Annotated in this window: 26 protein-coding genes; 16 read left to right on the top strand and 10 right to left on the bottom strand. The window is 56.9% G+C overall.

Annotated elements, in window-relative coordinates; genetic code table 11:
• Window positions 1–9 precede the first annotated feature (9 nt).
• The 3 genes from I6N98_RS00280 to I6N98_RS00290 are packed head-to-tail and all read left to right on the top strand — an operon-like array spanning window position 10 to window position 2,680.
• Entirely contained in the window at window positions 10–1,059 is a 1,050-nt protein-coding gene (locus tag I6N98_RS00280; protein WP_198569848.1) for a COX15/CtaA family protein, read from the top strand.
• On the top strand, window positions 1,056–1,967 hold the full coding sequence (cyoE, locus tag I6N98_RS00285; RefSeq protein WP_198569849.1) for a heme o synthase: 912 nt from the start codon (window positions 1,056–1,058) through the stop codon (window positions 1,965–1,967). The genes I6N98_RS00280 and cyoE overlap by 4 nt, the downstream gene beginning before the upstream one ends.
• On the top strand, window positions 1,964–2,680 hold the full coding sequence (locus tag I6N98_RS00290; RefSeq protein ID WP_198569850.1) for an SCO family protein: 717 nt from the start codon (window positions 1,964–1,966) through the stop codon (window positions 2,678–2,680). The genes cyoE and I6N98_RS00290 overlap by 4 nt, the downstream gene beginning before the upstream one ends.
• 4 nt (window positions 2,681–2,684) lie before the next feature.
• On the opposite strand, the gene I6N98_RS00295 is transcribed toward I6N98_RS00290, so the two are convergent.
• Genes I6N98_RS00295 through I6N98_RS00305 form a run of 3 tightly spaced genes read right to left on the bottom strand, consistent with a single transcriptional unit; the run spans window position 2,685 to window position 4,708 of the window.
• On the bottom strand, window positions 2,685–3,479 hold the full coding sequence (locus I6N98_RS00295; protein ID WP_198569851.1) for a metal ABC transporter permease: 795 nt from the start codon (window positions 3,477–3,479) through the stop codon (window positions 2,685–2,687).
• Window positions 3,472–4,233: a zinc ABC transporter ATP-binding protein ZnuC gene (gene znuC, locus I6N98_RS00300; protein ID WP_198569852.1), complete on the bottom strand. Its 762-nt coding sequence runs from the start codon at window positions 4,231–4,233 to the stop codon at window positions 3,472–3,474. The genes I6N98_RS00295 and znuC overlap by 8 nt, the downstream gene beginning before the upstream one ends.
• A complete protein-coding gene (locus I6N98_RS00305; RefSeq protein ID WP_198569853.1) occupies window positions 4,226–4,708 on the bottom strand; it encodes a Fur family transcriptional regulator in 483 nt (160 codons plus the stop codon). The genes znuC and I6N98_RS00305 overlap by 8 nt, the downstream gene beginning before the upstream one ends.
• A gap of 98 nt (window positions 4,709–4,806) precedes the next feature.
• Here I6N98_RS00305 and I6N98_RS00310 point away from each other — a divergent pair, with 98 nt between their 5' ends.
• Window positions 4,807–5,721 (top strand): metal ABC transporter solute-binding protein, Zn/Mn family, encoded by a 915-nt coding sequence (locus I6N98_RS00310; RefSeq protein WP_198569854.1) that lies wholly within the window; start codon window positions 4,807–4,809, stop codon window positions 5,719–5,721.
• Window positions 5,722–5,786: 65 nt separating this feature from the next.
• On the opposite strand, the gene I6N98_RS00315 is transcribed toward I6N98_RS00310, so the two are convergent.
• Entirely contained in the window at window positions 5,787–6,050 is a 264-nt protein-coding gene (locus I6N98_RS00315; protein ID WP_198569855.1) for a hypothetical protein, read from the bottom strand.
• A 264-nt stretch (window positions 6,051–6,314) separates the two neighbouring features.
• On the opposite strand from I6N98_RS00315, the gene polA reads away from it, so the two are divergent.
• From polA to I6N98_RS00350, 7 genes are all read left to right on the top strand, one after another.
• Complete coding sequence (gene polA, locus I6N98_RS00320) at window positions 6,315–9,041, top strand: DNA polymerase I (RefSeq protein WP_198569856.1); 2,727 nt, start codon at window positions 6,315–6,317, stop codon at window positions 9,039–9,041.
• Window positions 9,042–9,518: 477 nt separating this feature from the next.
• Complete coding sequence (locus I6N98_RS00325) at window positions 9,519–9,833, top strand: HigA family addiction module antitoxin (RefSeq protein ID WP_198569857.1); 315 nt, start codon at window positions 9,519–9,521, stop codon at window positions 9,831–9,833.
• A 114-nt stretch (window positions 9,834–9,947) separates the two neighbouring features.
• On the top strand, window positions 9,948–10,226 hold the full coding sequence (locus I6N98_RS00330; RefSeq protein WP_198569858.1) for a BrnT family toxin: 279 nt from the start codon (window positions 9,948–9,950) through the stop codon (window positions 10,224–10,226).
• Window positions 10,223–10,537, top strand: a complete 315-nt coding sequence (locus tag I6N98_RS00335) for a CopG family antitoxin (RefSeq protein ID WP_198569859.1) — start codon at window positions 10,223–10,225, stop codon at window positions 10,535–10,537. Before I6N98_RS00330 ends, I6N98_RS00335 begins: the two co-directional genes overlap by 4 nt.
• Before the next feature lie 17 nt (window positions 10,538–10,554).
• Entirely contained in the window at window positions 10,555–10,875 is a 321-nt protein-coding gene (locus I6N98_RS00340) for a hypothetical protein (RefSeq protein WP_198569860.1), read from the top strand.
• Between the two features lie 132 nt (window positions 10,876–11,007).
• Window positions 11,008–11,265: a type II toxin-antitoxin system Phd/YefM family antitoxin gene (locus I6N98_RS00345; RefSeq protein WP_198569861.1), complete on the top strand. Its 258-nt coding sequence runs from the start codon at window positions 11,008–11,010 to the stop codon at window positions 11,263–11,265.
• A complete protein-coding gene (locus I6N98_RS00350) occupies window positions 11,253–11,564 on the top strand; it encodes a type II toxin-antitoxin system RelE/ParE family toxin (RefSeq protein WP_198569862.1) in 312 nt (103 codons plus the stop codon). The genes I6N98_RS00345 and I6N98_RS00350 overlap by 13 nt, the downstream gene beginning before the upstream one ends.
• Window positions 11,565–11,777: 213 nt before the next feature.
• On the opposite strand, the gene I6N98_RS00355 is transcribed toward I6N98_RS00350, so the two are convergent.
• From I6N98_RS00355 to I6N98_RS00375, 5 genes are all read right to left on the bottom strand, one after another.
• Window positions 11,778–14,807: an efflux RND transporter permease subunit gene (locus tag I6N98_RS00355; RefSeq protein ID WP_198569863.1), complete on the bottom strand. Its 3,030-nt coding sequence runs from the start codon at window positions 14,805–14,807 to the stop codon at window positions 11,778–11,780.
• On the bottom strand, window positions 14,807–16,078 hold the full coding sequence (locus I6N98_RS00360) for an efflux RND transporter periplasmic adaptor subunit (RefSeq protein WP_198569864.1): 1,272 nt from the start codon (window positions 16,076–16,078) through the stop codon (window positions 14,807–14,809). The genes I6N98_RS00355 and I6N98_RS00360 overlap by 1 nt, the downstream gene beginning before the upstream one ends.
• A gap of 330 nt (window positions 16,079–16,408) precedes the next feature.
• Complete coding sequence (locus I6N98_RS00365; protein WP_198569865.1) at window positions 16,409–17,623, bottom strand: hypothetical protein; 1,215 nt, start codon at window positions 17,621–17,623, stop codon at window positions 16,409–16,411.
• On the bottom strand, window positions 17,620–18,798 hold the full coding sequence (locus tag I6N98_RS00370; protein WP_198569866.1) for a methanobactin export MATE transporter MbnM: 1,179 nt from the start codon (window positions 18,796–18,798) through the stop codon (window positions 17,620–17,622). Before I6N98_RS00370 ends, I6N98_RS00365 begins: the two co-directional genes overlap by 4 nt.
• Window positions 18,799–18,839: 41 nt before the next feature.
• Entirely contained in the window at window positions 18,840–19,757 is a 918-nt protein-coding gene (locus I6N98_RS00375) for an MbnP family copper-binding protein (protein WP_232787412.1), read from the bottom strand.
• A gap of 168 nt (window positions 19,758–19,925) precedes the next feature.
• On the opposite strand from I6N98_RS00375, the gene I6N98_RS00380 reads away from it, so the two are divergent.
• Both I6N98_RS00380 and I6N98_RS00385 read left to right on the top strand, forming a co-directional pair.
• Window positions 19,926–20,702 (top strand): adenosylcobinamide amidohydrolase, encoded by a 777-nt coding sequence (locus I6N98_RS00380; RefSeq protein WP_198569867.1) that lies wholly within the window; start codon window positions 19,926–19,928, stop codon window positions 20,700–20,702.
• 373 nt (window positions 20,703–21,075) lie between these two features.
• The gene (locus I6N98_RS00385) at window positions 21,076–21,504 is read left to right on the top strand and encodes a hypothetical protein (RefSeq protein ID WP_198569868.1); all 429 of its coding nucleotides are present in this window, start codon (window positions 21,076–21,078) and stop codon (window positions 21,502–21,504) included.
• Between the two features lie 208 nt (window positions 21,505–21,712).
• Here the strand turns inward: I6N98_RS00385 and I6N98_RS00390 are convergent, their stop codons facing one another.
• The gene (locus I6N98_RS00390) at window positions 21,713–23,644 is read right to left on the bottom strand and encodes a S8 family serine peptidase (RefSeq protein WP_198569869.1); all 1,932 of its coding nucleotides are present in this window, start codon (window positions 23,642–23,644) and stop codon (window positions 21,713–21,715) included.
• A 303-nt stretch (window positions 23,645–23,947) separates the two neighbouring features.
• Between I6N98_RS00390 and I6N98_RS00395 the strand changes: the two genes are divergently transcribed.
• The 3 genes from I6N98_RS00395 (at window position 23,948) to I6N98_RS00405 (ending at window position 25,924) form a co-directional block, all read left to right on the top strand.
• A complete protein-coding gene (locus I6N98_RS00395) occupies window positions 23,948–24,394 on the top strand; it encodes a hypothetical protein (RefSeq protein ID WP_198569870.1) in 447 nt (148 codons plus the stop codon).
• 150 nt (window positions 24,395–24,544) lie between these two features.
• A complete protein-coding gene (locus I6N98_RS00400) occupies window positions 24,545–25,186 on the top strand; it encodes an MOSC domain-containing protein (protein ID WP_198569871.1) in 642 nt (213 codons plus the stop codon).
• Window positions 25,187–25,207: 21 nt separating this feature from the next.
• Entirely contained in the window at window positions 25,208–25,924 is a 717-nt protein-coding gene (locus I6N98_RS00405; protein ID WP_198569872.1) for an NYN domain-containing protein, read from the top strand.
• Window positions 25,925–26,011 lie beyond the last annotated feature (87 nt).

The raw sequence follows: 26,011 nt of genomic DNA on the forward strand, positions 1-26,011 counted from the left end.
CAGAAAAACATGGGTCTGTTTAATCGTCCTGAATCGCGTCGTCCTGGATTTAAGCTGGCGTTTCTCGCCTGTCTGGCGGCCATTATTGTATTGGGCATGGGCGTCTTTACCCGTTTGGCCGACGCCGGTTTGGGCTGCCCTGACTGGCCGGGTTGTTACGGCCATGCACTGTGGCCCAGCGAAGATCACGAGGTGGAGCGGGCCAATGCCGCCTATCCCCACATGCCGGTGGAGCACGACAAAACCTGGCCGGAGATGGTACACCGCTATCTCGCCGCCAGCTTGGGGCTGTTCACTATCGCCATCCTCGCCATGGCCTGGCGCAACCGCGGCCCCGGCCTGCCATTAAAGCTGCCGGCCTTTATTCTGGGCTTTATCATCTTGCAGGGCATGTTCGGCATGTGGACCGTTACCCTCAAGTTGTGGCCCCAGGTCGTGACCGCCCACTTATTGGGAGGGTTCACGACCCTAAGCATGTTGTGGCTGTTGACCCTGAGATTAAACAACCAGCGCGCCACCTTGCCCACGATTGAGATCAGTCGACTGCAGGCATTGAGACCCTTGGCGCTGGTTGGTTTGCTAATTGTTATCGGCCAGATTGCTCTGGGTGGCTGGACCACCTCTAACTATGCTGATATCGCCTGTCCTGACTTTCCCACCTGTCAGGGCGAGTGGCTGCCATCGATGAATTTTGCCGACGGCTTTAATATCTTTCAGCACATCGGCCCCAACTACCTGGGTGGCACCCTGGATAACGATGCCCGGGTGGCCATTCACTACAGCCACCGCGTTGGGGCGATAGTGACGGCCTTGTATCTGCTGTTCCTTTTTGTGAAGCTGCGCGGCCTGAATGCCACCGCAGCCAAGCCGCTGTCGGTGGCGCTGTTGCTGGTGCTGATTGTGCAAATCGGTCTGGGTATCAGCAACGTGGTGTTTAGCTTCCCCATCTCGGTGGCGGTGGCCCACAATCTGGTTGGTGCACTGTTGCTGTTGGTAATGGTGACCATTAATTATTTTCTCTATACCGCGTCGGTGTCCCGCGGAGGTGAACAAACATGACGGAAGCAACGGCCAGCAGCGTCAGCTGGCGCGACTACTACGAGCTGTGCAAGCCCAATGTCGTGCTGCTGATGATTCTGACCTCGGTGATCGGCATGTTTATGGCGGTGCCGGGCATGGTGCCCTGGAAGGTGCTGATTCTGGGAAACCTCGGCATCGCCCTGTGTGCCGGCGCGGCGGCGGCGGTCAATCACCTGGTCGACCGCCGCATCGACCTGGTGATGGCCCGTACCCACAACCGCCCGGTAGCGCAAGGACGGGTGAAGACTCTGCACGCCTCGCTGTTTGCTGCGGCGCTGGGCGCTATCGGCATGGCGATTCTGCTGATCGAAATCAACGCTCTCACCGCCTGGCTTACCCTGGCTTCACTGCTGGGCTACGCCGTGGTCTATACCCTCTATCTCAAGCGCGCCACGCCCCAGAATATCGTAATCGGTGGCATTGCCGGCGCGGCGCCACCACTGCTGGGCTGGACGGCGGTGACCGGCGAGATCCACGGCCACGCCCTGCTGTTGGTGTTGATTATCTTTGTGTGGACGCCGCCGCATTTCTGGGCTTTGGCGATTCACCGCCGGGATGACTACGCCAAGGTGGATATCCCGATGATGCCGGTGACCCACGGCATTGCCTACACTAAACTGCAAACCCTGCTCTATACCATTTTGCTGTTTGTGGTCACCCTGCTGCCCTTTGCCACCGGCATGAGTGGCCCCCTCTATCTGTTGGGCGCCGTGTGCCTGGGTGCTGGCTTTATTTATTGGGCGGTGGCGATGATGCGGGGCAAGGATCCCAAGGCGCCAATGTCGACCTTTAAGTACTCGATTATTTATTTGATGGCGCTGTTTATTGTGATGTTGCTGGATCACTATTTGTTTCCAGCCACCCTGATTTATGAGGTTCAGCGATGACCCAGGAAGGCCAAAGAGAGCACAGCCAAACGGACGAAGGCCAAACAGACGTCAGCCAATCCGGCGTTGCGGCGCAGCGTCGCCGGGGCATTCGTCTCACGGTAACAGCAATTTTGGTGGTGGCGACGATTCTGGTGGCGGGCTTCTTTTACGCCTTTACCCGGGCCCGGGTGATGACCACCGACGAGCTGCGCCAGCAAGGCGCCTACCTCTACGAAAACCCCCGCATGCTGCCCAACTTCGAGCTGATTGACGATAATGGCAAGGCCCTCGACCCCACCAACTTGCAGGGCCAGTGGAATCTGATTTTCTTTGGCTTTACCTACTGCCCCGATATCTGCCCCACCACTCTGGCGCAGTTAAAAACCTTCTATTCCGAGCTGGATCCCGAGGTGCAGAAAGATACCCAAGTCTGGCTGGCCAGTGTCGATCCGGCCCGAGATACCCCCAAGCAGCTGCACAGCTATCTGGAGTTTTTTCACCCCTCGTTTCGGGGCATGACTGGCGAATTCTTAGAGATGCACCGCTTTGCCACGGCCTTGAATATTCCCTTTGCCAAGGTGCCCGGCGGCGGCGATGACTACCTGGTGGACCACAGTGCCAACGTGGCGCTGGTAAATCCCAAGGGGCATTCAGTGGGCTTCTTTAAGGCGCCGCTGGAAATCACCAAGCTCAAGCGCACCTACTTGGCGATTCGCGAATACTTCGATTAGAGCGCTAGATTGACGCCCGGCGCCCCGGCGCCAGCAGGCTCAGTGCAAACAGACTGGCTGCCGCCAGCACAATGCTGGGGCCGCCGGGGCTGTCCCAGTACCAGCTTCCCGCCAGACCCAATACCACAGACAGTAGTCCCAGCCCCGTTGCCAGCGCGGCGCATTGCTCCGGGCTGCGGGCCAGCCGCCCGGCGGTGGTGGCGGGAATAATCAGCATTGCGGTTACCAGCAGTACCCCTACCACTTTCATAGCAATGGCCACCGTGGCGGCCAGCAGCAGCATAAAGATCAAACGCAGCCGCTGCACAGGTATACCCTCGACGGCTGCCAGATCAGCGTGGGCGGTAATGGACACCAGCGCCGGCCACAGCCGCACTAACACGGCCAGTACCACCGCCACTATGATGGCCAGTCGCACTAAATCTCCCGGCGTTACCGACAATAAATCACCGAATAAAAACGCGTTGAGATCAAAGCGTGCGCCCCGCAAGAAGGACAGGCACACCAAGCCCAATGCCAGGCCGGTGTGGGAGAGAATGCCCAGTAAGCTGTCCAGGCTGGCGGCGCTGCGGTATTGCAAGGCGAACAACAGGCTGGCAACTCCGGCGCAGACTACCAGTACCGACCACTCTACATCGGTGTGCAGCGCCAGCCCCAGTGCTGCTCCGAGCAGTGCGGAATGGGCCAGGGTGTCGCCGTAGTAGGCCATGCGCTGCCAGGTTAGCAGGCTGCCTAAGGGGCCGGTGGCGGCGGCCAACAGCGAGCCGGCCAGTAGCGCATACAACAGAATATCAACCATGATTGCAGCCGCCTTTGCCGTGCTCTTCGACGATATCGCCGTGAATATCGTGATGGTGGTCGTGATCGTGCTGATAGAGGGCGATTGCCTCGGCGTGGCGGCGGCCGAACAGTGCCAGGTACTCCGGATCGTTGCTGACCTGCTCGGGGTGGCCGTGGCAGCACACATGCTGATTGAGGCAAATCACTGTATCGGTCTGGGCCATCACCAAATGCAGATCGTGGGAGACCATCAATACCGCGCAGTTCAGCTCATCTCGCAGTGCGCTGATCAATTCGTAGAGTTCGGTCTGGCCGTTTAAGTCCACCCCCTGGGCGGGCTCGTCCAGTACCAGCAAGTCGGGTTGGCTCAGCAGTGCCCGGGCTAACAATACCCGCTGGGTTTCGCCGCCGGAAATGGACTGCATGGGGCGTTGGGCCAGATGGGCGATACCGGCCTGGGCCAGGGCGCGTTTTATCGGCAGTCGGCGGTGGTGGCCCATGCGCAGAAAGCGTTCCACCGTCAGCGGCATCAGCGGGTTTAGGTGTAGCCGCTGGGGCATATAGCCCACTCGCAGACGGGGCTTGCGGGTCACCTTGCCGGTGTCGGGCGGGAGTAAACCCAGGGCCACTTTGATCAGGGTGCTTTTGCCGGCGCCATTGGGGCCGATTACGGTAAGAATCTGCCGGGCTTCCAGTTGCAGGTGGATATTGTCCAGCAGGGCGTGGCCGCCCCGAGCCAAAGATACCCCTTCCAGCCTGAGCAACTCAGTCATTGTCCTGGTCTCCGCAGCGCCGGCAGCAACCGACGATTTCCACGCACTGGCTGTGGGGCGCAAAGTGCTGCTGACGGGCGGCGTCGGCAATGGCGGCATCCACCGCCGGGCTGCTGAGCTCGGCAGCTACGCCACAGTGTTGGCAGATAAAAAACTGGCCGCTGTGGTGATCCCCCGGAGTGGAACAGCCGACAAAGGCGTTCAGCGAGGCAATGCGGTGTATCAGGCCGTTCTCTAGCAGGAAGTCCAGCGCCCGGTACACGGTCGGTGGTGCCGGTGCCCTATCACGGTGCGTGGTGAGTTGCTCAAGAATAGTATAAGCTCCCACAGGTCGGTGGCTGGACCACACTGCGGTCAGTACCTCCCGGCGGATGGCGGTCAGACGCAGTTGTCGCTGTTGGCAAAGGGTGGATGCCTGTTGCAGTGCTTGCTCGATGCAGGACTGATGATCGTGGTGAGCGTGGGCGAGGTGCATAGCCGCCTCCAATTTCTAGAATGTTATAATATTGCATTTCTGCTTGATGTAGAAGGCGGACAGGATTAATACAAGGTCGAAAAGGTCATGGGGATGAAGTGTTGAGAGCGTTTCTGCTGGTTGTGGTTTGGGTGTGTATCGCCAGTAGTCCGGTCCGGGCGCAGTCTCTGAACGTGTTGGCCACCATTAAGCCGCTGCAACTGCTGGTGCAGGAAATTGGCGGCGAGGCCGTCGATGTCGACCTGCTGATCGAGCCGACGCAATCTGCCCACGACTTTCAATTGCGCCCCTCAGACCTGCAGCGGGTCGACGATGCCGATCTGGTAATCTGGATGGGGCCCGCGCTGGAGCACTATCTTAAAAAGGCATTGCGCAAGGCGCCCCAGGCCCAGGCGCTCTATCCCAAGTTGGATCAGGGCGACGACCCCCACCAATGGCTGGAGGCGGAAGCGGTACAGAAGATGGCCCGTAAAGTGGCGCGAATGCTGTCCGATCGCCAGCCTACCCGCAGTGCTTATTTCCATTCCAATGCCGCTCGGTTCAGCTCCGAGCTACGCCAGTACGATAAGGCCCTGGGTGATTTATTGAACCGCTGCGACGAAAAGCCCTACCTGTTTGTGCACGACGGCTACGGACTGTTTGAGGCCCGCTATAACCTGACCTCGGGCGAGGCAGTGATGAAAGACGAGGGGCGTCTCCCCGGAACGCGACATATGACCGAGTTGCGCCAGCGCTTGCAGGCTGGGGAGTTTGTGTGTGTGTTCAGCGAGCCGCAATTCCCCCAGTCGGTGCTGGGTGCGCTAATGGACGGGGTAGAGACACCCATGGTGGAGCTGGACCCCATGGGCATAAAGGTGCAAGCCGACCAAGGCTTTATGGCCCTGTATCGCGCAATTGGCGATGCCTTCCTCAACTGCGTTGGCACCCGTGAAACCCGGGCGATGATGCCCACCTGGATTGGCGGCTTGGGACGTAGTTCTTTGCCCGGAAGTCGCGCTGCGACCTCCGGGTAACACTTTGGCTTGGCAAGTTTGGGGCCGATCGCTAAACCTCGGCGCTCGGCATCCCGCGAAGCCGCTTAGCGAGTCTCTTCAGCGATCTTAAACTGATTGCTGTTGTCGAGCTCAACACTCAAGCTGGCAGAAACCACATCCAGGGTCTTGGCCAGAACTCGATCTGTCTTTGCTTCCGACACGTAAACCGGCTCACTGGCTGTGCTCATCTCGACACGGCTGGCTTCGTTGTAGGCCACCACCAGCGACTTGGTACCGGCTTGGGGCTCGGCAGCAGTCGCCACGGTACTGGCAACCAAAAGTGCGATTGCGCTGGTGAAAGTTTTCATCGTTACTTCTCCTCTTACGTGGGCGTTATGCCCGAACAAGGCGCTTTTGCTACCTTGTGTTACGTACGGTAACACAAACAGATTCAGTAAAAGGGTTAAATGTTGGTAATTTAGCCAGCTTTAGATTAATTTTTGTACATGAAGGTAACACTTTGGGCTCGCTAGGTAACACTTTTGCCCGGGGTGAGTGGCAGTAACCCTTCGCTGCGGTCGTGCTAAACTCGCCAGCTTCTGCTTTGGCGACGAAATAAGGTGATTGACCCGATGGCTGCGCTTCCCCTGGTTCTGGTAGACGGCTCCTCCTACCTCTACCGCGCTTTCCACGCCCTGCCCGCTCTGACCACCTCCTCCGGTCAGCCCACCGGCGCTATTAAGGGCGTCATCAGCATGATCAAGCGCCTGCACAAGGATTACCCCGACAGCCCCATCGCCGTGGTCTTTGACGCCAAGGGCAAAACCTTTCGGGATGAGCTGTTTGAAGACTACAAGGCCCATCGCCCGCCTATGCCGGATGAGCTGCGCAGCCAAGTGCAGCCCATCCACGACATCATCGACGCCATGGGCCTGCCCCGGTTGGTGATTGACGGCGTGGAGGCCGATGACGTCATCGGCACCCTCGCCGCCCAGGCCGAGAAAGATCGCCCGGTCATCGTCTCCACCGGCGATAAGGACATGGCTCAGCTGGTCAATAGCCACGTGACCCTGGTCAACACCATGACCGACACGGTGATGGACGAGGCCGGCGTCAAAGACAAGTTCGGCATTCCCCCCGAGTTGATTATCGATTTTCTGGCGCTGATGGGAGACAAGGTCGACAACATCCCCGGCGTGCCCGGCGTCGGTGAAAAAACCGCTCTGGCGCTGCTCCAGGGCATCGGCAGCATCAAAGACATTTACGCTAACCTGGACAAGGTCGCCGAGCTGGAGGTCCGCGGCGCCAAAAGCCTGGGCAAAAAACTGGAGGCCGCCAAAGAGCAGGCCGAGCTGTCCTACCAGTTGGCCACCATCAAGTGCGACGTGGATTTAGAGCTGGATCTGGCGGCACTACAACCGGGTGAACAAGACAGTGAGCGCCTACTTACCCTCTATAAAGAACTGGAATTTAAAACCTGGGTAGACGAGCTAAATCGCGGTGGCAGTGGGGAAAGCAACGAGGCTGACGCCGATAGCCCCGCCGAGGTTGAGGCCAACTATCAAGTGGTGACCGAGCAGGCCGACTTCGACGCCTGGATGAAAAAGCTCCGCAGCGCCGAGCTGTTTGCCTTTGATACCGAGACCACCAGCCTCAACTATATGCAGGCCCGGGTGGTGGGCGTGTCCTTCGCGGTGGAGCCCGGTGAGGCCGCCTATGTGCCCTTTGGTCACGACTACCTGGATGCCCCAGGCCAGCTCAGTGAAGACGCGGTGCTGGGCGCGCTGAAACCTCTGTTGGAAGACCCCAACGTCGCCAAGCTGGGCCAAAACCTCAAGTACGACGCCAATGTGCTGGCCAACCACGACATTGCACTGCGGGGCATTGCCGAAGACACCATGCTGGAGTCCTATGTGCTGGACTCCACCGCCAGCCGCCACGACATGGACAGCCTGGCCCTGAAATACCTGGGTCACTCCACCATCCACTACGAAGACATCGCCGGCAAAGGCGCCAAACAGCTCACCTTTAACCAGATTGCCCTGGACCAGGCCGGCCCCTACGCCGCCGAAGACGCCGACATTACCCTGCGCCTGCACCGGGAGCTGTCCCCCAAGCTGGCCCAGCACGACAGCCTGGTATCGGTCTATCGGGAGATCGAGTTGCCACTGGTGCCGGTACTGAGCCGCATCGAGCGCAACGGCGCCCTGGTCAGCCGCGACATGCTGGCCAAGCAGAGTCAGGAGCTGGCGGTTAAAATCGATGAGCTGGAGAAAAAGGCCCACGAACTGGCCGGCGGGCCCTTTAACCTCTCCTCGCCCAAGCAGTTGGGCGAGATTCTGTTCACCAAACTGGAAATCCCGGTAATCAAGAAGACCCCCAAGGGCGCGCCCTCCACCGCCGAGGAAGTGCTGGTGGAGCTGGCCAACGACTATCCCCTGCCCAAGGTGATTCTGGATTACCGCAGCCTGGCCAAGCTCAAGTCCACCTATACCGATAAACTGCCGGAACTGATCGACCCCAACACCGGCCGTATTCACACCTCCTACCACCAGGCGGTGGCGGCCACCGGGCGTTTGTCCTCCTCAGACCCCAACCTGCAAAACATCCCCATTCGCACCCCGGAGGGCCGTCGCATCCGCAAGGCCTTTATTGCCGAGAAGGGCTACAAGATTGTCGCCGCCGACTACTCCCAGATCGAGCTGCGGATTATGGCCCACCTGTCCGGTGACGAGGGGCTGATCAAGGCATTTGAGCGGGGCGAGGATATTCACCGGGCCACCGCCGCAGAGGTGTTTGGTGTGGCCAAAGAAGACGTTAGCGACGAGCAGCGTCGCAATGCCAAGGCCATTAACTTTGGCCTGATCTACGGCATGTCCGCCTTTGGTTTGGGGCGCCAGCTCCATATCGGCCGCAACGAAGCCCAGAGCTATATCGATCTCTACTTTGAGCGCTACCCCGGCGTGCTGCGCTACATGGACGACACCCGCAAACTGGCTGCCGACAAGGGCTATGTTGAGACCTTGTTCGGCCGCCGCCTGCACCTGCCGGAGATCAATGCCCGCAACGGCCAGCGCCGCCAGGCCGCCGAGCGCACCGCCATCAACGCGCCCATGCAGGGCAGCGCCGCTGACATTATCAAGCGGGCCATGATTACTGTGGACGCCTTTTTGCAGAAGTCCAAACTTGACGCCCTGCTGATTATGCAAGTCCACGATGAATTGGTGCTGGAGGTGAAAGAAGATCAAGTTGACGAGCTAAAAGCCGAGCTGGTCAAACTGATGTCAGGCGCCGCCGATCTGGCCGTGCCGCTGGAGGTGGATGTGGGCGTCGGCGACAGCTGGGACGAGGCTCACTAGCTTCTTCCCAGTCTCGTTTATTAATGAATACCGGCCTGGTAAAAAATGGGCCTCGCCTATTGAGTAAAGCTTTTGCCCGTTTGTTGCATGCGGCAAAAGACTATGAAATATTCAATTCAATACAGGTAAGTATTGATAGTGCGTTGGCTGAGTTCCCCCGCTAGCTATAAACCGCACTACATCACTGAGAAATGGAGATCTCTTCATCACTTTGCCCCCGCCCCTGAATTGCTTTATAGCGGAGCCTGTAGGCTTCGAGGTAATTTACCTTTTTCAAAAGGTGTTTTCTGATTATTTATAAAAAAGACAAATAATAACAGCGGGTTCCAAGTGGCTGGAGTATGTGTGAGAAATTATAGGGTATACCCGCTAATTACTATTATGAGGTCTTTGACCTCATTAACAGGCTGTTATGTTGAAAGGGATAGTCAGCGTATGAAGTCGAAGTGTGTGACTACCACTGAGTGAGGTGATGATATGGCTATTCTTAATACTACTGGGATGCAGCGCAAACCCACTCATCCTGGCGAAATGCTGCGGGAAGATTTTGTTCCGGACTATGGGCTGACGGTTTCGGGATTGGCAGAATCTTTGGGTGTCTCTCGTCAGTCAGTTAATGAACTATTGCGCGAACGTCGTGCTGTCAGCCCTGAAATGGCGCTCCGGCTTGCGCGTTTGTTTGGTAACTCGCCGGAATTCTGGCTGAACGCACAGCAATCTGTTGATCTTTGGGCGGCCGCGCAGTCGGTCAAGGAAGAAGTGGATCGAATCAAGCCGCTACATGCTGCATAACCAAGCCGTGCACCGGATGCCAAAACCTCCGCTTAGCTCCGGCTTTGTCACCGGTGACGGCAGGCGTTAGCTACCTGATGACAAAATGCACACATTCGTGCTGCGCTCTTCCACATGAAAATCAGCAATCGGAGTCCTGATAAGAATCAGGAGCTTATCGTTGGTCGAGGCGTTTCTTTTGAAGAGGCGATCTTCCATATTGAACATGGTGGTCTACTGGATGATATAGCTCATCCAAATGCCTCTGTTTACCCCAACCAACGGATTTTCATCATTTGCATCAAGGAATACGTTCATCTGGTTCCATATGTGGAAAACGAAGATGAGGTGTTTTTGAAAAAAATCATTCCCAGCAGAAAATTTACCAAGTTGTACCTTGGAGGTGGATCATGAGCAAAGGTAAGTTATCGAGGGAAGAGAAAGCTCTGCTTGAGGCCGTAGAGGCTGGTGAATTTGAGTCAGTATTAACTGAATCTCGTAAAAAGAAATTGGAAGCGATTGCCAGCAATACATTTAAAAAAGATAAAAGAATAAATATTCGGATTTCAAACAGGGATTTGGCTGCGATCCAGTCAAGGGCTTCGGAAGAAGGCATTCCGTACCAAACTTTTGTATCGAGCATTATTCATAAATACATTTCTGGCTCTCTGCAAGATCTCACAGCGAACAAGCCAATGCAGCGGACGCAAAAAACGCGCGGCTGATTTTGCGTTAAGTGACTATGCGAGTTTTCGTTTTTTCCACTGATGATCTAGGGCTGGAAGTTTTCGATTCCAAACAAGACGCAATTGACGCGTGTGAAGGCATTGATGTGGAAAACGGAGAATGCTTATTCTGGGATGAGCACGGAATCGGTCTGAAAGCTGAGTTCTCCACTCCAAATAAGAAGGGAAGCTTCACGGTAGTGTCTGGAACCTATGACTTAGTCCCATTTCCCGAAGGTTTAGAGCTCGTCGAGCTCCTACCTAAGGTGGGCTACGTCGAAGGTCATGGCCATTTCAAGGATGTCACTGAAATAAAGCAGTTCTTAACAAGGCCATGAAATTGGCCGCTGAAAAGCTCGGCCTGGGACGGGAGGCTGCTTTTGGCGTTAACTGCCAGAGTCCGATCATATATGCCGTACCCATAACTCGCTCAGAGTGATACTATAGTGTCACTCTGAGAGGGACACCCCATGAAAGTAGAACTAGTAACTAACCTGAAGCGCCAAGCGACCAAGATTCTGGCTGACCTGCACGAAAGCAAAGAGGCCATATTGATCACCGAGCACGGCCAGCCGTCAGCCTACCTAGTTGATGTTCAGGATTACGAGTTTATGCAGCGTAGGTTGGCGCTGCTGGAAGGATTGTCCAAGGGAGAGCGGGCGATTCTGGAGGGTAAGACTACCTCCAATACCAAAGCCAGGGAGCGGATGAAGAAGTGGCTGAAATAATATGGACAGATCCGGCGCTGGACCAGCTAGAGGAAATTGCAGAGTACATTGCGCTGGATAAACCTGATGCCGCTTCGAACCTTGTAAGTCAGATTTTCTCTACAGTCGAGCGACTTGAGCGGTTTCCTGACTCCGGCCATGTACCACCAGAGCTGCCTAACTCAATCTACCGTGAACTTTATGTTAGACCGTGCCGAATTTTCTACCGACAGGACGATGAACTCGTTTTTATCATTCACGTCATGAGAGAGGAAAGGCAGCTCCGGAAGCTCCTTTTAAGCACGGAGTCCGACAGCTAAGGGCGTTATGCACTAATAATCGCGGACTAGGGCCTGTTCACAACAGTCACTGCGGGCGCCATGGTCTTCGTTCTCGTTCAAATTATCCTCAAGTGGGTGATTGAACCTGACCTTTTCCTCGTATTTCATCCAGGTCACCGTCCCATTTTATCCGATCGCGTTGTTTTCGAATTTCCTGCTCCTGGACCGTCAAAAGCGCCAGGCGACCTAGACCTAGCTAGGCTGCCGCCGCTTGGCAATATAGGTGTACATCACCGGTAGCACGAACAAGGTAAACAACGTACCGATGACCATGCCGGCAGCAATCACCAGGCCAATATGATGGCGGCTTTCGGCGCCGGGGCCGGAGGCCATCAATAGCGGCAGTACCGCTACCACGATGGCGGCGGTGGTCATCAATATGGGCCGCAGGCGGATTGAGGCGGCCTCGATAATGGCCTCTTCAAAGGCAACACCCTGTTCTTGCAGGCGCCGGGCAAAATCCACCACCAAGATACCGTGCTTGCTAATCAAGCCTACCAGGGTGATTAAGCCGACCTGGCTAAACAAGCTCAGGGTGACGATATCTACACTGAGGAACAGCAGCGCGCCGCTGATCGACATCGGTACGGTAATCAATACCACCAGTGGGTCCCGCAGACTTTCGTACTGGGCCACCAGGAACAGGTAGATGGTCACCAGTGCCAGAATAAAGGCGATCAGCAGGGTGTTGCCCTCCTGCAGGTGGGTGCGGGATTTGCCGCCGTAATCGATACCGTAACCCTGGGGAAGGATGCGCTCTGCAGTAGTGTTGAGGTAGTCGATGGCCTCGTCCATGGAAACATCGGGGAACATGATCATCGACAGAGTGGCGGCGTTCATGCCTTCAAATTGCAGGCGACCACTGGGCTTGCTGGTGACTTCGGTTTCAACGATGGCGCCCAGCGGAATGCTGTCGCCGCTGCGGGTACGCACGTAGTAGCGCTCCAGCCAGGACTGATCAAAACGCTTGTCGACGCTGGCTTGGGGAATGACTTTGTAGCTTTCCCCTTCGTAGCTAAAACGGTTGATATAGCCTTCACCCATCATTGCCGACAGGGTGGAGCCGATGTCCGCCATGCTGATGCCCAGCTCGCCGGCCTTGTCCCGATCAATATCCACCTTGATTTCTGGCTTGGTGTACTTCAGGTCGCTGTCGACAAACATAAAGTTGCCGCTGGCGCGGATTTCTTCCAGAAAGCGTTCGCTGACCTGGGACAGCTCCCGGAAATCTTCGGTGGTTCTAATGGCCATTTGAATGGGCAGGTTGGCGCCGCCTGCAGCCGGGGAGATATCCAGAATAAAGGCGTTGGCCCGCACCCCAGTCAGGGTGTCGAGCTTCTGCTGGAAGGGGCGCTGCAAATCCAGCACGTTAAAGTCCCGCTCGCTCCAGGGCTTGAATTCCGCCACCGCCAGCGAGGTGCCGTCTTCCATCATCAATTCAAAGCGCAGGGTGTTGGCAACGCCGGGCAGCTCTTTAAACAGCTCCTCGATCATATCGCCGTGGCGAGTCACATATTCCTCGCTCATATGGGCTGGGGCGGTGTAGGCAATGTGTAGGTTGCCGGTATCTTCCAGTGGCACCAGCTCCTTCTCGGAGAGGTTGAACAAAAAGGGAATAGCCGCCGTCACCACAATGGCGGTCATCAGCCATACCGGCCGGTACTTTAATGCGCCGTGCAGTTTGTTGGCGTAGCCCTGGCGTAGGCGATCAAAGCGCTCGTCCAGCCAGTGGGCAATGGAGTTGTCTTCCTCGGTTTTGAGTATCCGGGAGGACAGCATTGGCGACAGGGTCAGTGCCACCACCCCGGAGATCACCACCGAGCCGGCCAGGGTGAAGACAAATTCGCGGATCAGCTGGCCACTCAAGCCCTCGATAAAGCCCACCGGCAAAAACACTGCCACCAGAGTCAGACTCATGGCTATAACCGGAGCGATCACTTCTTTGGCGCCCACCAGTGCCGCCTCCATGGGCGGCTGCCCCTGCTCGATATAGCGGTGGATGTTCTCTACCACCACAATGGTGTCGTCCACCACCAGACCGATGGCGATGACCAATGCCAACAGGGTAAACAGATTGAGGCTGTAGCCCAGTGACCACATGATCAAGAAGGTGCCCACCAGCGATACCGGAATACTGATCATCATAATCAGCACCGCCCGGGGGTTGCCAAAAAACAGCAGGGCGATCACACCGACGATCACCAGCGCCTCCAGCAGGGTCATGCTGACTTCTCTCAAGGAATCGGCAACAAACTTACCCAGGTCAAAGAACACTTCAAGACGCATGGTAGGGGGCAGCTGACTTTGCAGGGTATCTACGGCTTCCCGCACATTGTGACTTAGCTCCAGAGGGTTGGAGTCCGGCGCCATATCGATGCCCGCCAGCAGACTGGGTTCGCCGTTGACAAAGCCCTTCTGGCGCAGCGGTTCCGCACCCAGCTCAACAGTGGCAACGTCCCGCAGCCTTACCAGTGCGCCGTCTTTCTCGCGGATCACAATATCGGCAAATTCGCTGGCGGTATTGATGTCGGTTGCGGCGCGGATGGGTTGCACCACCATGGTGTTGCGAATCTCCCCCGCCTCACTGATGTAGTTATTGCTTTGCACCGCGTGCTGTACTTCGGCGGCGGTCACATCCATGGCCGCCATCCGCACCGGGTCCAGCCACAGGCGCATGGCAAAGGGGCGCTGGCCAATGGGCATCAAGCCGGCGGCACCCTCCACATTAAACAGCGCCGGACGCACCACCCGGTAGAAGAACTCGGTGATTTGCTCGGCCGACATCTCCGAGTCCTGCATCCGTATCCATACCGGTGCCAGGCCGCCGGCGAATTTGGTGACCACCGGCTCCATTACGTTTTCCGGCATCTCGCCCCTCACCGAGGCGATCTTGCCGACAATGTCGGTGACCACATCGTCGGCGTCAAAGCGGGTGTCGACCCGCACATTGATGGTGGACAAACCGTCCTGGGTGCGGGAGTAGTAGTAATCGATGCCCTCGGCCGCGACGATGGCGCGTTGCATGGGGCCGGTGACAAAGCCCTGCACCACATCCGCCGAGGCGCCGGGGTAGGAGGTATTGATAATGATCTGGGCGTTTTCAACGTCCGGATAGGGGCGCAGCTCCATATAGCTGAACGCCACTACCCCAAACAGCAGAATCAGTGCATTCAGTACCCAGGCCAGCAAGGGCCGGCGAATAAACAGATCGGTAAAGCGCATTAGGGCGACTCCGCTGTCTCAGAACGGGTCGCGGCGGGTGCCTCTGCTTCAGCAGGCGGCTCCGTGGTAGCTGATTCTGTGGGAGCGGGCTCTGCTGAAGTAGGCGATACGGTACCGGAGGATGCAGTACCAGAAAGCGATTCCAGATTCTCAATCGACACCGGCGTGCCGCCCAGCAGGCGGTTCTGAGTATCCCGGGCCACCAGGTCGCCGGCTTGGACTCCCTCCAGGGCTACAACCTCGCCGCGGACCTCGCCAGTACTGACCTGGCGGCGGGTAGCAAACCACTTGGGCTGTGAGTCCTGTTCTTCGTTCTGTTGCTCGCCACCTTCTTGATCCTTCTTGTCGGCTGCCTCAGATTTTTGCTCCAGCACATAAATGGTCTCACCGTAGAGGGAGTAGGCCACCGCCTCTCGGGGTACCGTCAGTACCTCTTTAAGCTGACCGAGATGAATAGTGGCATCGGCAAACATCCCCGGCAGCAAGTACCCTTCGGCATTGTCGACCTCCGCCCGCACCAGAATATTCCGTGAGCTGGACTGGATGCGGGCGTCGATAAACCGCACCTCGCCATTAAATTGGCTATCGCCCCGGCTGGGCACGGTAAAGCTCACCTGCTGGCCAACGCTGAGGCGCTCCAGTTCTTTCTCCGGCAGCATCATGTCCAGGTAGAGGGTATTGAGGGCCTGCAGGGTGACCACTTCATCCCCCGGCGCCAGATAGTGACCCTCGGCCAGGCTGTGGATGCCCACGGTGCCGTCGAAGGGGGCGCGAATAGACTTACGGAAGATAATGCCTTGGGTCTCTTCGGCCATGGCTTCCGCGCTTTCCACTTCGCTGCGGCTGTTTTCAAACTCCCCCTCTGAGAGCAGCTCCCGCTCGTACAGCGACTGATCCCGCTTAAAGTCGCGGCGGGCTTTGGCCAAGCGCACCTTGGCACTCTTTAGGGTGGCCTGCTCTACCTCGTCGTCCATGGTCACGATCAGGTCGCCGGCCTTCACCTGCTGGCCGGACTCCACATGCACGCCGTCGATTACGCCGCTGGCCTCACTGCGAATCTCAATGCCCTGCCGCGCCCGCAACGAGCCAATGGCCGGTAGCCGCTCTTCCCAGGTTGCCGGCGTCACCCGAGCGGCGTTCAGGGGCACGGTAGGTGTGCCCATATTGGCCAGGTAATCCCGGATCATTTCCCGCTTTAAGAGTTTGAAGCCAATGGCGCCACCAAAGATTACGGTGAGAACCACGGCCATAATGACGAGACGCTTTTTCATGTGAACAGTCTTTGTTTTGGGGTGCCCGGCGTTGAGAGCGCAGTCGAGAACCTGGGCAGAATAATTAGGATTTTCAGTTATAGATAAGATGTTACAGCCTGGCGGGGTATTTTTGACTGACCGTTACTGCATTGTAATGCAGACGGAGGGGCTTAGACCGGTCTCAGAAATGACGGCCTGCCGCTGGAGTCAAGTGGGTTGGGCTATTGAGGGGTATATCGAGGTATGGCAGCGAGTGGTGGAGGCTGGGCCCATAGTCGGTATGGAGTAGCCAGCTGTTTTAGTTAAACACCCGCCGCTCTGGTTTAACGAAATACCCGCCGCAGCGCTTTACCGAAACACCCGCCGCAGCACTACACCAATCACCCAGCGGTCTTGCTCCACCTCTGCACCTGATCCGCCAAGGGTCTCGTCCACCCACTCGGTTCGCACTGTGAGGTGGGGGTTGTAGTGAAAGCGATAGCTGAGGGTGGTGCGCTCGGGGTCTGTGCCCCGGGGGTTGTCCAGGCTGGTGTTTTGGCCCACCAGCACTGCAGCGGCGCCGCTGAGAGTGTTGTCCAGGTTGATGGATTCCACCCGCCCTGCCAGTTCGTGGCGGCGGTAGCGCCAGCTCAAGCCGGCCAAAATCGACTGGTATTCGCTGTCCAGCCCGGCCTGACGGTTGGACTCCACTACGTCGCCATCTTGCTCCAATTGAGACAGGCTGATCGACGCTGTTAGCGCAGAGTGGGCGGAGGCACGCCAGCTGGCGCTGAGGTCCAGGCCGGCGGCCTGTACGTCGCCACTGAAGGCGGCATCGTTGCTGGTCACGGTAACGTTGCCGTGGCTGTGGCCACCAAAGTAGCGGGTATCCCGGCGCTGTTCGGGCTCGGCGGCCAGTAGCCACGCACCGATCTGATAGTCCACGGGCCCTGTCGACCATTGGTAGCGGGCAAACACATCTGCTGCCTGGCCGTTGTCCGCCAGCCAGCTATGGCCGCTCCACAGCTCCATACCCAGGGTCCAGTTGGTGTTCAGGTAAGTCGCTCTCACCCCCCGGTCCACCAGGCTGCGGCCCCAAAAGATATTGCCGGTTAGAGTCGCTTCTGAGTAGGCGTCCCGGCTGGCGTGCCAGTTGCTGTGGGGAGCAAAGGCGGCAGCCATTTGCCCGGCTTCCAGCCTTACCGTGCCCGCGCTTAAGCGCCACTGTTGTAAGTACCAGTAGTGGCGAAAGTTAAACTCGGTCTCGCCATGGCCGCCGTGGGCCTCGGCAGTAATCTGAATACCGGCATCCGGGGTGAAGGCGTACTGGTAGTCTGCCAGGGCGTCATCCAGCGCGGCGTCGTCTTCCACCGGAAAGGCCTCGCCCCCCATCAAGGCACCGGGGATTTGCCACTCGCTGTCTTCGTCGCTGTAGGTTTTATCCCGATAGCTGTAAGACAGCGCCACATCCAAACCGGTGGTGACCAGCGGTGCCGACTCCGGCCCGCCGCTGTGGCTAAAGGCCAGGTTGGAATAAGTGGTAGCAATCGCCGCAGCCAGCGTCAGGGCGCGAAGTCGACTCATGGTTGGGCATCCCAGGGGTTGGCAAAGCGCGGGTTATTGATGACCTCGTAATCGGTGAGGCTCTCCAGAAAGGCAATTAAATCCTGAATCTCGTCCTCAGTGATCTCAAAGCCGGAGATAAACCCATCTTTAAAAGGGTTGGCGCGGCCGTCGCCAGCGTTGGCGCCGCTCACAATATTGCGACCGCCGGCGGCGTAGGTGCGGATCACCTCCTCCAGGGTGGCGATGCTACCGTCGTGCATATAGGGTGAGGTCAGGGCGATATTGCGCAGTGTCGGGGCCCGGAAGCGGCCCATATCACTGGCAATGCCGGTGATCTCGATAATGCCCTCGCTGATCTCGGGGTAGGCACCTTCGCCATCGATGTTGTACAGGCCGGTGTTGTGAAAGGGCGTATCCACAAACAGCTGACTGCTGTCGGCGGTGGAGTCGGTAAAGTTAAAGCCGCCGTGGCAGTGGAAGCACTCCAGGTCCTCGCTAAAAAACAGATCCCGGCCCCGCAGCGCCGCCTCAGTAACCACGTTAGCCTCGCCGCTCTCGTAACGGTCTGTGTCACTGTGAAAGGAGTTAATGCCCCGCACAAAGGTGGCCAGGGCTTTGACGATCACCTGAAAGTTAATCCGCTCACCCTCGGCCAGCTCCGGCACCGCCTCGGCAAACAGCGGCGGGTACACCGGCTCATTGGCGAGCCGGGCCAAGACCTCATCCCGGTTCTCTTCGTTGATGCCCTGCTCCACCGGGAACTCGCCAAACAGTGGCACCACAATCTGCTGTTCCAAAGTTACCAGTGAGGGATTGGCCCAGGTGTAGGTGGGGTTAAAGGCCACATTGACCAGGCTCTGGGCGTTGCGGGGGTGGAGCTCGCCAGTGGAGCCGATGGAGCGCTCCAGAGGCTCGGCAAAGGCCATGCTCTGTAGATGGCAGGAGGCGCAGGCCTGAGTGCCATTGCCGGACAAGCGCTGGTCGTAAAACAGGTGCCGCCCCAACTGAAACATCGGCTCGCTCACCGGGTTGTCGTCGGGCACGATGGGCAGCGGAATATGCTGGGGAATGCCCCAGGCAAACTGCCGGGCCTCGGTGTCGTCACCGGCCCGGTAGCGGGTCTCGCTGCCGCCGCCACAGGCGCTTAGCATCAAGCTGCCAGCAGAGAGAAGAATGGCCGCAGAAGCGGCCACAAGAGTCGGTCTTGCCATTACTGCCTATACCGATTGGGGCCCTACAGTGACTCTATGCTGAACACTGTTTGGCCGGGATTGGGGTCGCTATTCTCGCCGATACCCATACCCAATGCATCAAAAATACCCTGACACTCCGGGTCAGTGGGGCCAGACATACACCCAGGTGCGCCGCCATCGTCAGCCAGCAGTGAGTTGTTTTCCACCAGCTTGGCGTAGTCGATCACCACCTGCTGGTTGGCAATATCACTGACATCCAGGGTGATAGTGGGCCGGTTATCTGCCGAGCAATTGACGGTCTCGCCGGTTTGCGGGTCGCCCACACAACCAGTGCTGCCCAGGTGAATGTTGTAGGTGGCCGAGCTGCTACCGTCCTGCTTTAACACACCACCATCCGGGGCTACGTCCATGCGCAGATGTTTGTAGCCGGTTTGCCAGCTCCAGAACAGATCGCTGCGATTAAGGGGCGACGCCGCAGCGGTGGTGTCCTGGTGATTCATGTTGCTCGGTACGCCCACGGTAAAGCGCAGGCCGGTGACCTGGGCCAAGGTGCCGTCGATGGTGCCCGCCACAGTGTTGTTGGTCGGCTTGCTATTGGCACTGGCGCAGCTGTCCAACTTATCCTGATAATCCAGCAGTGCCACGCCGCCGCTTTGCCAATCGTTCTCCTCCAGAGTCACCGGCATCTCGCTGCCATCGGCATTAATCAGCACCAGATCGTGGACGTAGATGGCAAAGGCCTTCACCACCCCGTTGGTGGCGTCACTGCTTAGGCCGCTGAGCTGGGCGTCGCAATTAATGTCAGTGCCATTGGCACGGGCCGCAACGGGAATGCTGATGGAGGTCATGCTGGGCTCCGGGTCGTTATTCCCGTTACCGCCACCGGAAGAGCCGCCACCACAGGCGATCAGAGACGCAGCGGCGGTCGCCACCAGAGTAGAATGCAGTAGAAATTTCATCGCGCGGACCTGTGTAAAACATCGGACTAAATAACCCGCGTAGTTTAGCGGTGCGGCGCATCATTGAGGTGTGACATATTGTCGCACGGTTAACCCCTACAGCCCGCACTGGTCGATGCCTGACAGGGGCTTTAGACTAGCGCCACCTGCTTGCCGCGATATTTAGCCATGCCGCACACCCCAGTCACAGACGACACATCCGCCATTGCGAAGGGTCCAGCCGCAGAGGTCTCAACTGCACCCTTCCCCACCGAGCTGGGCCAGCTCCAGGTCAGTGAGAACTGGGTCACCCTAGGCTTTGATCAAGCCCGCCCCTGCCTCAGCAGCGCCGTGGTCAATGGCGGCCTGGTTAATGCCACCCGTTGGATCAACCTGAAAGTCAGCGGTGACCAAGCCGAGGCCGCTCACTGCCCCACCGCGACGGTGGCAGCGCTATGCCAACAGCAGCAGTGGCCAGAAGAGCCCGCGCCCGTGGCAATGATGACCGCCGCCTCCATGGACTCCCTGCGGGTCCGTTTTGCCGAGGTCTGCGGCGAACAGCTGGCAGTACTGGTCACCACCGGCCTGGCCAATGCCCGCCGCGCCGGTGACCGCGCCGAATACCGCCAACTCTCCGACCACTGCAACGAAGTCGGCACCATCAATATCGCTGTGGTCACCTCGGCGACCTTAAGCACCGCCGTGATGGCGGAATGCATGATGACGGCAACCGAAGCCAAAACTGCCGTGCTGCAAAAACACGGGGTCATCAGCCCGGTTTCCGGTGAGCTGGCCACCGGCACAGGCACCGACTCACTGGCCGTGTTTGGCGGCCACGGCCAACAGGCCGCCTTTGCCGGTAAACACACAATATTTGGAGAAGTGCTGGCTAGGTTAGTGATTGAAGGCATCGACGCCGCGGCGTACAAGGCTGCGCCCACTATCGCCAAGGTGGCGATCTCTTAGATCGCTGATTTCCGGTTAATTTAAAATAAAGCGGCGTTTCGTATTGATGGCGACGGCCAAAAGCGATAAAAGTGATGGGTAATAAGAAATAACGCACCACCACTACCGTATGTGGTGATGAATGGAAGCAAGTTGGTACTGAGTCTATGGAAGACGCCCTCGCCCCACTACAAAACTCTTTCCAGTTGGCCATAGCTTTTTGCATTCCATTTGTCGTGAAAGTTTTGCGGTTTACATCCAGTTTTATTTTTCGGGAAAATAAGGCCTTTAAATTTCAATTGCTTACAAAGATTCATTCGTGCGGATCATAATTATCGTGACTTCACGATAATTATGATGATGAGAGTCCTAATTAACAGGCTGTTAAGCGAATATGAAAAATATCGAATCATTTAATATCGCTGTGGCAGAAGTATTTGGTCAATGCTATCAAGCTTTCCCATTACGCATTAATTTATCTGTTATTGATTTAGGGAAAGCTATACAAGAAACCATTAACCCCGACTGCGACAATGACATAAATATGCGTAGCCCGGAGTATGCTATTGCTAGAGAATCAGTAAACTGGCTAATTGAATCTGGTTATTTATGGCATCGCAATGCAACAAACATGTCCTTCAACGCTGTTACTTTGTCACCCAAAGGGCTAGAAGTTCTTAATGCTGTACCTAAAGGCCTTAAAGTAAAAACGACACTGGGTGAAGAGCTTGGTAAGGGGGTTAAAGAAATTGGCAAAGAAACAGCTCTAGATTTTGTAAAAACTACACTATCTTATGGTGCAAGCCTTGTACTTGGCGCTTAACAAGCCGCTCAAATATGTTCCGGCCACAAAAAACGTGGCCTCCACCGGACTCGCTAGCGCTTGCCGTTTAGCGGGGTGCTACTCTACCAGCTTTTAAACCAAAATCAGTGATAATGAAACGGTTCACCCTCAAGTAAGCATAATAACGGTGGAAAGAAAAAGGGCGCCAATACAGCGCCCTTCTAAGTTCCAACTAAACAATAAACCCTTAGGGGTTATCAATATACACATCGTACTCACCACTGCCTGATGCGCTCTGCACTCTCCAACGGTAGGTGCCGAAGTTGCCTTGATAGTCGATGGCTTCCTCGCTTTCGGGGAGTTCTGAGCTGGCCACCACGGTCCATGAGGCAAACAGGAAGCCGACTAACTTCTCCAGATAGAGGTCGTAATCCGTGCCATCGGCGCCCCGCAAAAAGCCTCGGAATTGGCCGCCGTCACTGTAAAAGCCATTGCTTGAAGGCAGGTAGATTCGGCCACCGGCTGACAGCTGTCCGGAGGTTTTTTCACATTCCTCGCAGGGGGAAGGCGGCTCGGCGGAGAGGCTCAGTGTTTCAGTGGCGGACGCGGACTGGCCGGCGTCATCGGTGACCGTTAAGCGCACCTGATAGTCGCCATAGGCGGCGTAGCTGTGGCTGGTCTGTGCGCCGCTGCCGGTAGCGCCGTCACCGAATTCCCATTGGTAACTGGTAATGGCGCTGTTGTCGCTGGAGGCGCTGCCGTCAAAGCTACAGGCCATGTCGTCGCAATTGACGGTCAGCCGCGGCGTTGGGGCTCGGTCAATGCCACTGTTCTGGGGCGCCTGCAGCAGTTTGTTGGGGCTGCTGGAGATATTGCTCAATCGGTTTGAGACGGCGGCGGCCAGCAGGCGATCGGCCACCTGGGCAGGACTGGCACCGGGGTCTTCTTCAAGCACCAGGGCTGCGGCGCCGGCAGCGTGGGGTGCAGCCATGGAGGTGCCGCTCATATCCGCCGTTGCGGTGTCGCTTCTGTACCCCGCTGAACGGATATTGGCGCCGGGGGCAAACAGGTCGACACAGGCGCCCCGGTTAGAGAAGGAGGCACGACTGTCGTCGATGGTAGAGGCGCCCACGGTAATGCCGTCTGCCACTCTGGACGGCGACTCATTACAGGCATCGGCGCTGTTGTTGCCTGCCGCCAGTACCATGGTGATGCCGGCATCGATCGCGGACTGTACGGCATTATCCAGGGCGTCACTCGACCAGCCGCCGATGCTCAAGTTGGCCACCGCTGGCTTTTGGTGGTTGGCAATCATCCAATCAATACCGGCGATAACGCCGGAGGTGGAACCCGATCCGCCGCAACCCATAACGCGCACCGGATAGACCGTAGCCGATTTAGCCACACCCCATTGCTGGCCTGCCGCAGAGCCGGCCACGTGAGTGCCGTGACCGTGGCAGTCTTCGGTATCGGTGGGGTCCAGAGAGGTAAACAAAAAGCCGGTGCTGATAAAGTTGCGCCCGGTGCCTACTCGGCCGCCGAAGTCTTGATGGGTGGAGCGTATACCGGTATCGAGGACGTAGATGTGTACGCCCTGGCCGCTTAAGTCGTAGTCGTAAAAGCTGTCCAGTGGCAAGTCGGCTTGGTCCAGCCGATCCAGCCCCCAGGGCGCGCTGGACTGGCTGGCGCGAATGGCCATCACGCGGTTGGGTTCCACAGAGGCCACCAATGGGTTGGCGGCCAGCAGGTCGACAAGCTCGGGGGCAATCTCCACCACGCCGCCGCTCAGGGCATTGTTGAAGGTTTGCAATACGGTGCCGCCCAGTTCGGTGACCACACTTAACAGCTGATCAACCAGGGGAATATCTAAAAAGCCCAGGCCCAGCAGTTCAAGCAGATCCAGCTTTTGCAGGGTGACAATGTATTGGTCGGGAATAACCTCGCCAGCTGCGGGCCAGTCGATGGTGGGGTCTAGTGGTGTTTCGGGGGTGTTGCCTGGGTCGTCGTTATTGGTTTGACCGGAGACAGAGACTTGGTCGTTGGTAGATTGTTGACCATTGTTGGCGGTGTCGGCCTCAATGTTGCTCGATCCATTACCCGCGCTGCTGCCACCCCCGCAGGCAGTGACGACAAAGCTTATAAACAGGATACACAGTAGCGACCATCGACGTTTGACCATTGGATACCTCAATATTGTTATTTGATATGCCTGTGCAGGCTAGTACGCATTTTTGGCTTATTGAGCCATTTAAGCCGATACCGACCTTGTCCACATCCGTGCATATCCCTATATTGAGGGCCATCGAGGCCCGAGCTCAGCGTGAGCATATTGGCACGCTCAAGCCTGCTGCGACGAAGATATCGAGCCACAACACTACATTGATGGATGATGAGAAGTAGTGACCGGTGTCACAAAGCGGCGACTAACAGAAGTCTAAAGCTGGGCATGTAGGGCCATTCACAAAAAAACAAGGCAACAACAATGCGGATCAACAAGAAAAGCCAGTGGAATGAAAGCCAGATTATCAATTTTCTCGGCAACACGATTTCGCCACTTCGCTTGTCCTTTCTGAATAAAAAGAAGGAGCCGCAAATCTGCTCGCTGTGGTATCTGTATGACGAGGGCGTGATCTGGGCGGCCTCCCACAAAAACTCCTTCCTCATTCAACAGCTCAAGCATAATGAAAGAGTCGCCTTTGAAATCTCCTCCAATGACTACCCCTACTGGGGTGTGAGGGGCAAAGCCGATGTGGAGCTAGTGCAATCCAACGCCGAGCATATTCTGGAAAAACTGATTGCCCGCTACCTGGGCAACAGCAACGCAGAGCTGGCAACCTGGCTGATGAGTCGAGCTGATGATGAATACGCCATCAAGCTGACGCCGACTTATGTGAATGCCTGGGATTTCTCCAATCGTATGGAAAAGTAGGCCGCTCCGCTGATAAAGCCGTGCCAGCTTTTTTGCGTAGGTTAAATTTTCTAGAAGCCGTAGAGTGTAAGCCCGACACGCGCTATGGTATTGGCATTAGCTGTCTTCTTGCATCACCCATCACTTCATCTCCACCACGAGGAATCTGATATGGAAATCCTCTCCATCAACACCGCTTCAGCCGAGACGATGCAAGTAGGCGGCAAGTCGGTCACCACAGGAATATTCAAACGCCCAAGGCAGGGCGCCGTTACGGTCGGCGACTTGGGATTGGAGGGTGACACCATCGTCCACAAGAACGTTCACGGCGGTGAGGATCAGGCGATCTACCTGTACAGCGCGGCGGACTACGCCTGGTGGAGCCAGCAATTGGGCAAAGATATACCGCCGGGGATGTTTGGCGAGAACTTAACGATTACTGATTTTCACAGCGGCGATCTAACGGTAGGCGACCGCTTATTGATAAACGACCAAGTTTTGCTGGAGATCACCGCGCCCCGGGTGCCCTGCGTACAATTTGCCACCAAGATGGGCGATAGTGCTTTCGGTAAAAAGTTTGTTGCTGCCCGGCGCCCCGGTGCCTATGCAAGGGTGCTGGTGCCAGGGGACGTCGCCGTGGGTGACAAGCTGGAATGGCAGCCGACCAACGAGGATTACGCGACCCTCAACGAAATATTTGTGCAGTGGCACAACAAGGCCTGGTCGGAAGATGCAGCGCGGAAGGCCTTGAATTCGCCGATTTCGAAGATTGCTCGTCGTATTATTCAGGAGCGCAGCGGCGTAAGCGTGTAAGCCTGTATAGGGGAAGACAAGATGGAAGATGCAAAGCAAAAAATTGCGCTCTTTATCGATGCAGACAATGCGCCGGCCAACAAGTTTGAAGACGTGCTCAGTGAGGTTGCCAAGTACGGTGTAGTCACCATCCGCAAGGCTTACGGCAACTGGAAGAAAACCTCCATCAAGCCCTGGGAAGACCTGCTCCACGAGTATGCCATCCAACCCATTCAGCAGTACGACCTGGCCAAGGGCAAGAACGCTTCTGATATTGCCCTGGTGATCGATGCTATGGATGTGATGTATACCAAAGACATCGACGTAATGTGCTTTGTGTCTTCGGACTGCGACTTTACGCCTATGGTGACCCGGGCCCTGGCCGAGGGCAAAGTGGTGTTGGGCTTTGGTGAGCGCAAGACCCCGGCGCCTTTTGTGAATGCCTGCTCCAAGTTTTTGTTTTTGGATCGAGAGACCAAGGCTAGCGATGCGTCGCCGGAAAAAACCACTAATATCAAATCCGACGCCAAGCTGATTAGCTTATTGCGTCAGGCCATTGAGGCCACCGAGGAGGATGATGGCTGGGCGGCACTGGGGCCGGTGGGTTCCCACATCTCCAACAAAACCTCTTTTGATACCCGTAACTACGGCTACCGAAACCTTAGCAGCCTGATCAAAGCCATCGATTTGTTTGAGCTTAAACGCGGGCCCGGCAATTCGTATATGGTCAGGGATGTGCGCAAGAAAAAGTCTGCCTAAATCCCTTGCAGTCAGCACAGCGAAAAATCCTACCTTGCCGGAGCGATCTGGCCCTATGATAGCCCCAAGTACTCTGACTCAAGTGGA

The organism is Spongiibacter nanhainus (assembly GCF_016132545.1).
Classification (GTDB): domain Bacteria; phylum Pseudomonadota; class Gammaproteobacteria; order Pseudomonadales; family Spongiibacteraceae; genus Spongiibacter; species Spongiibacter nanhainus.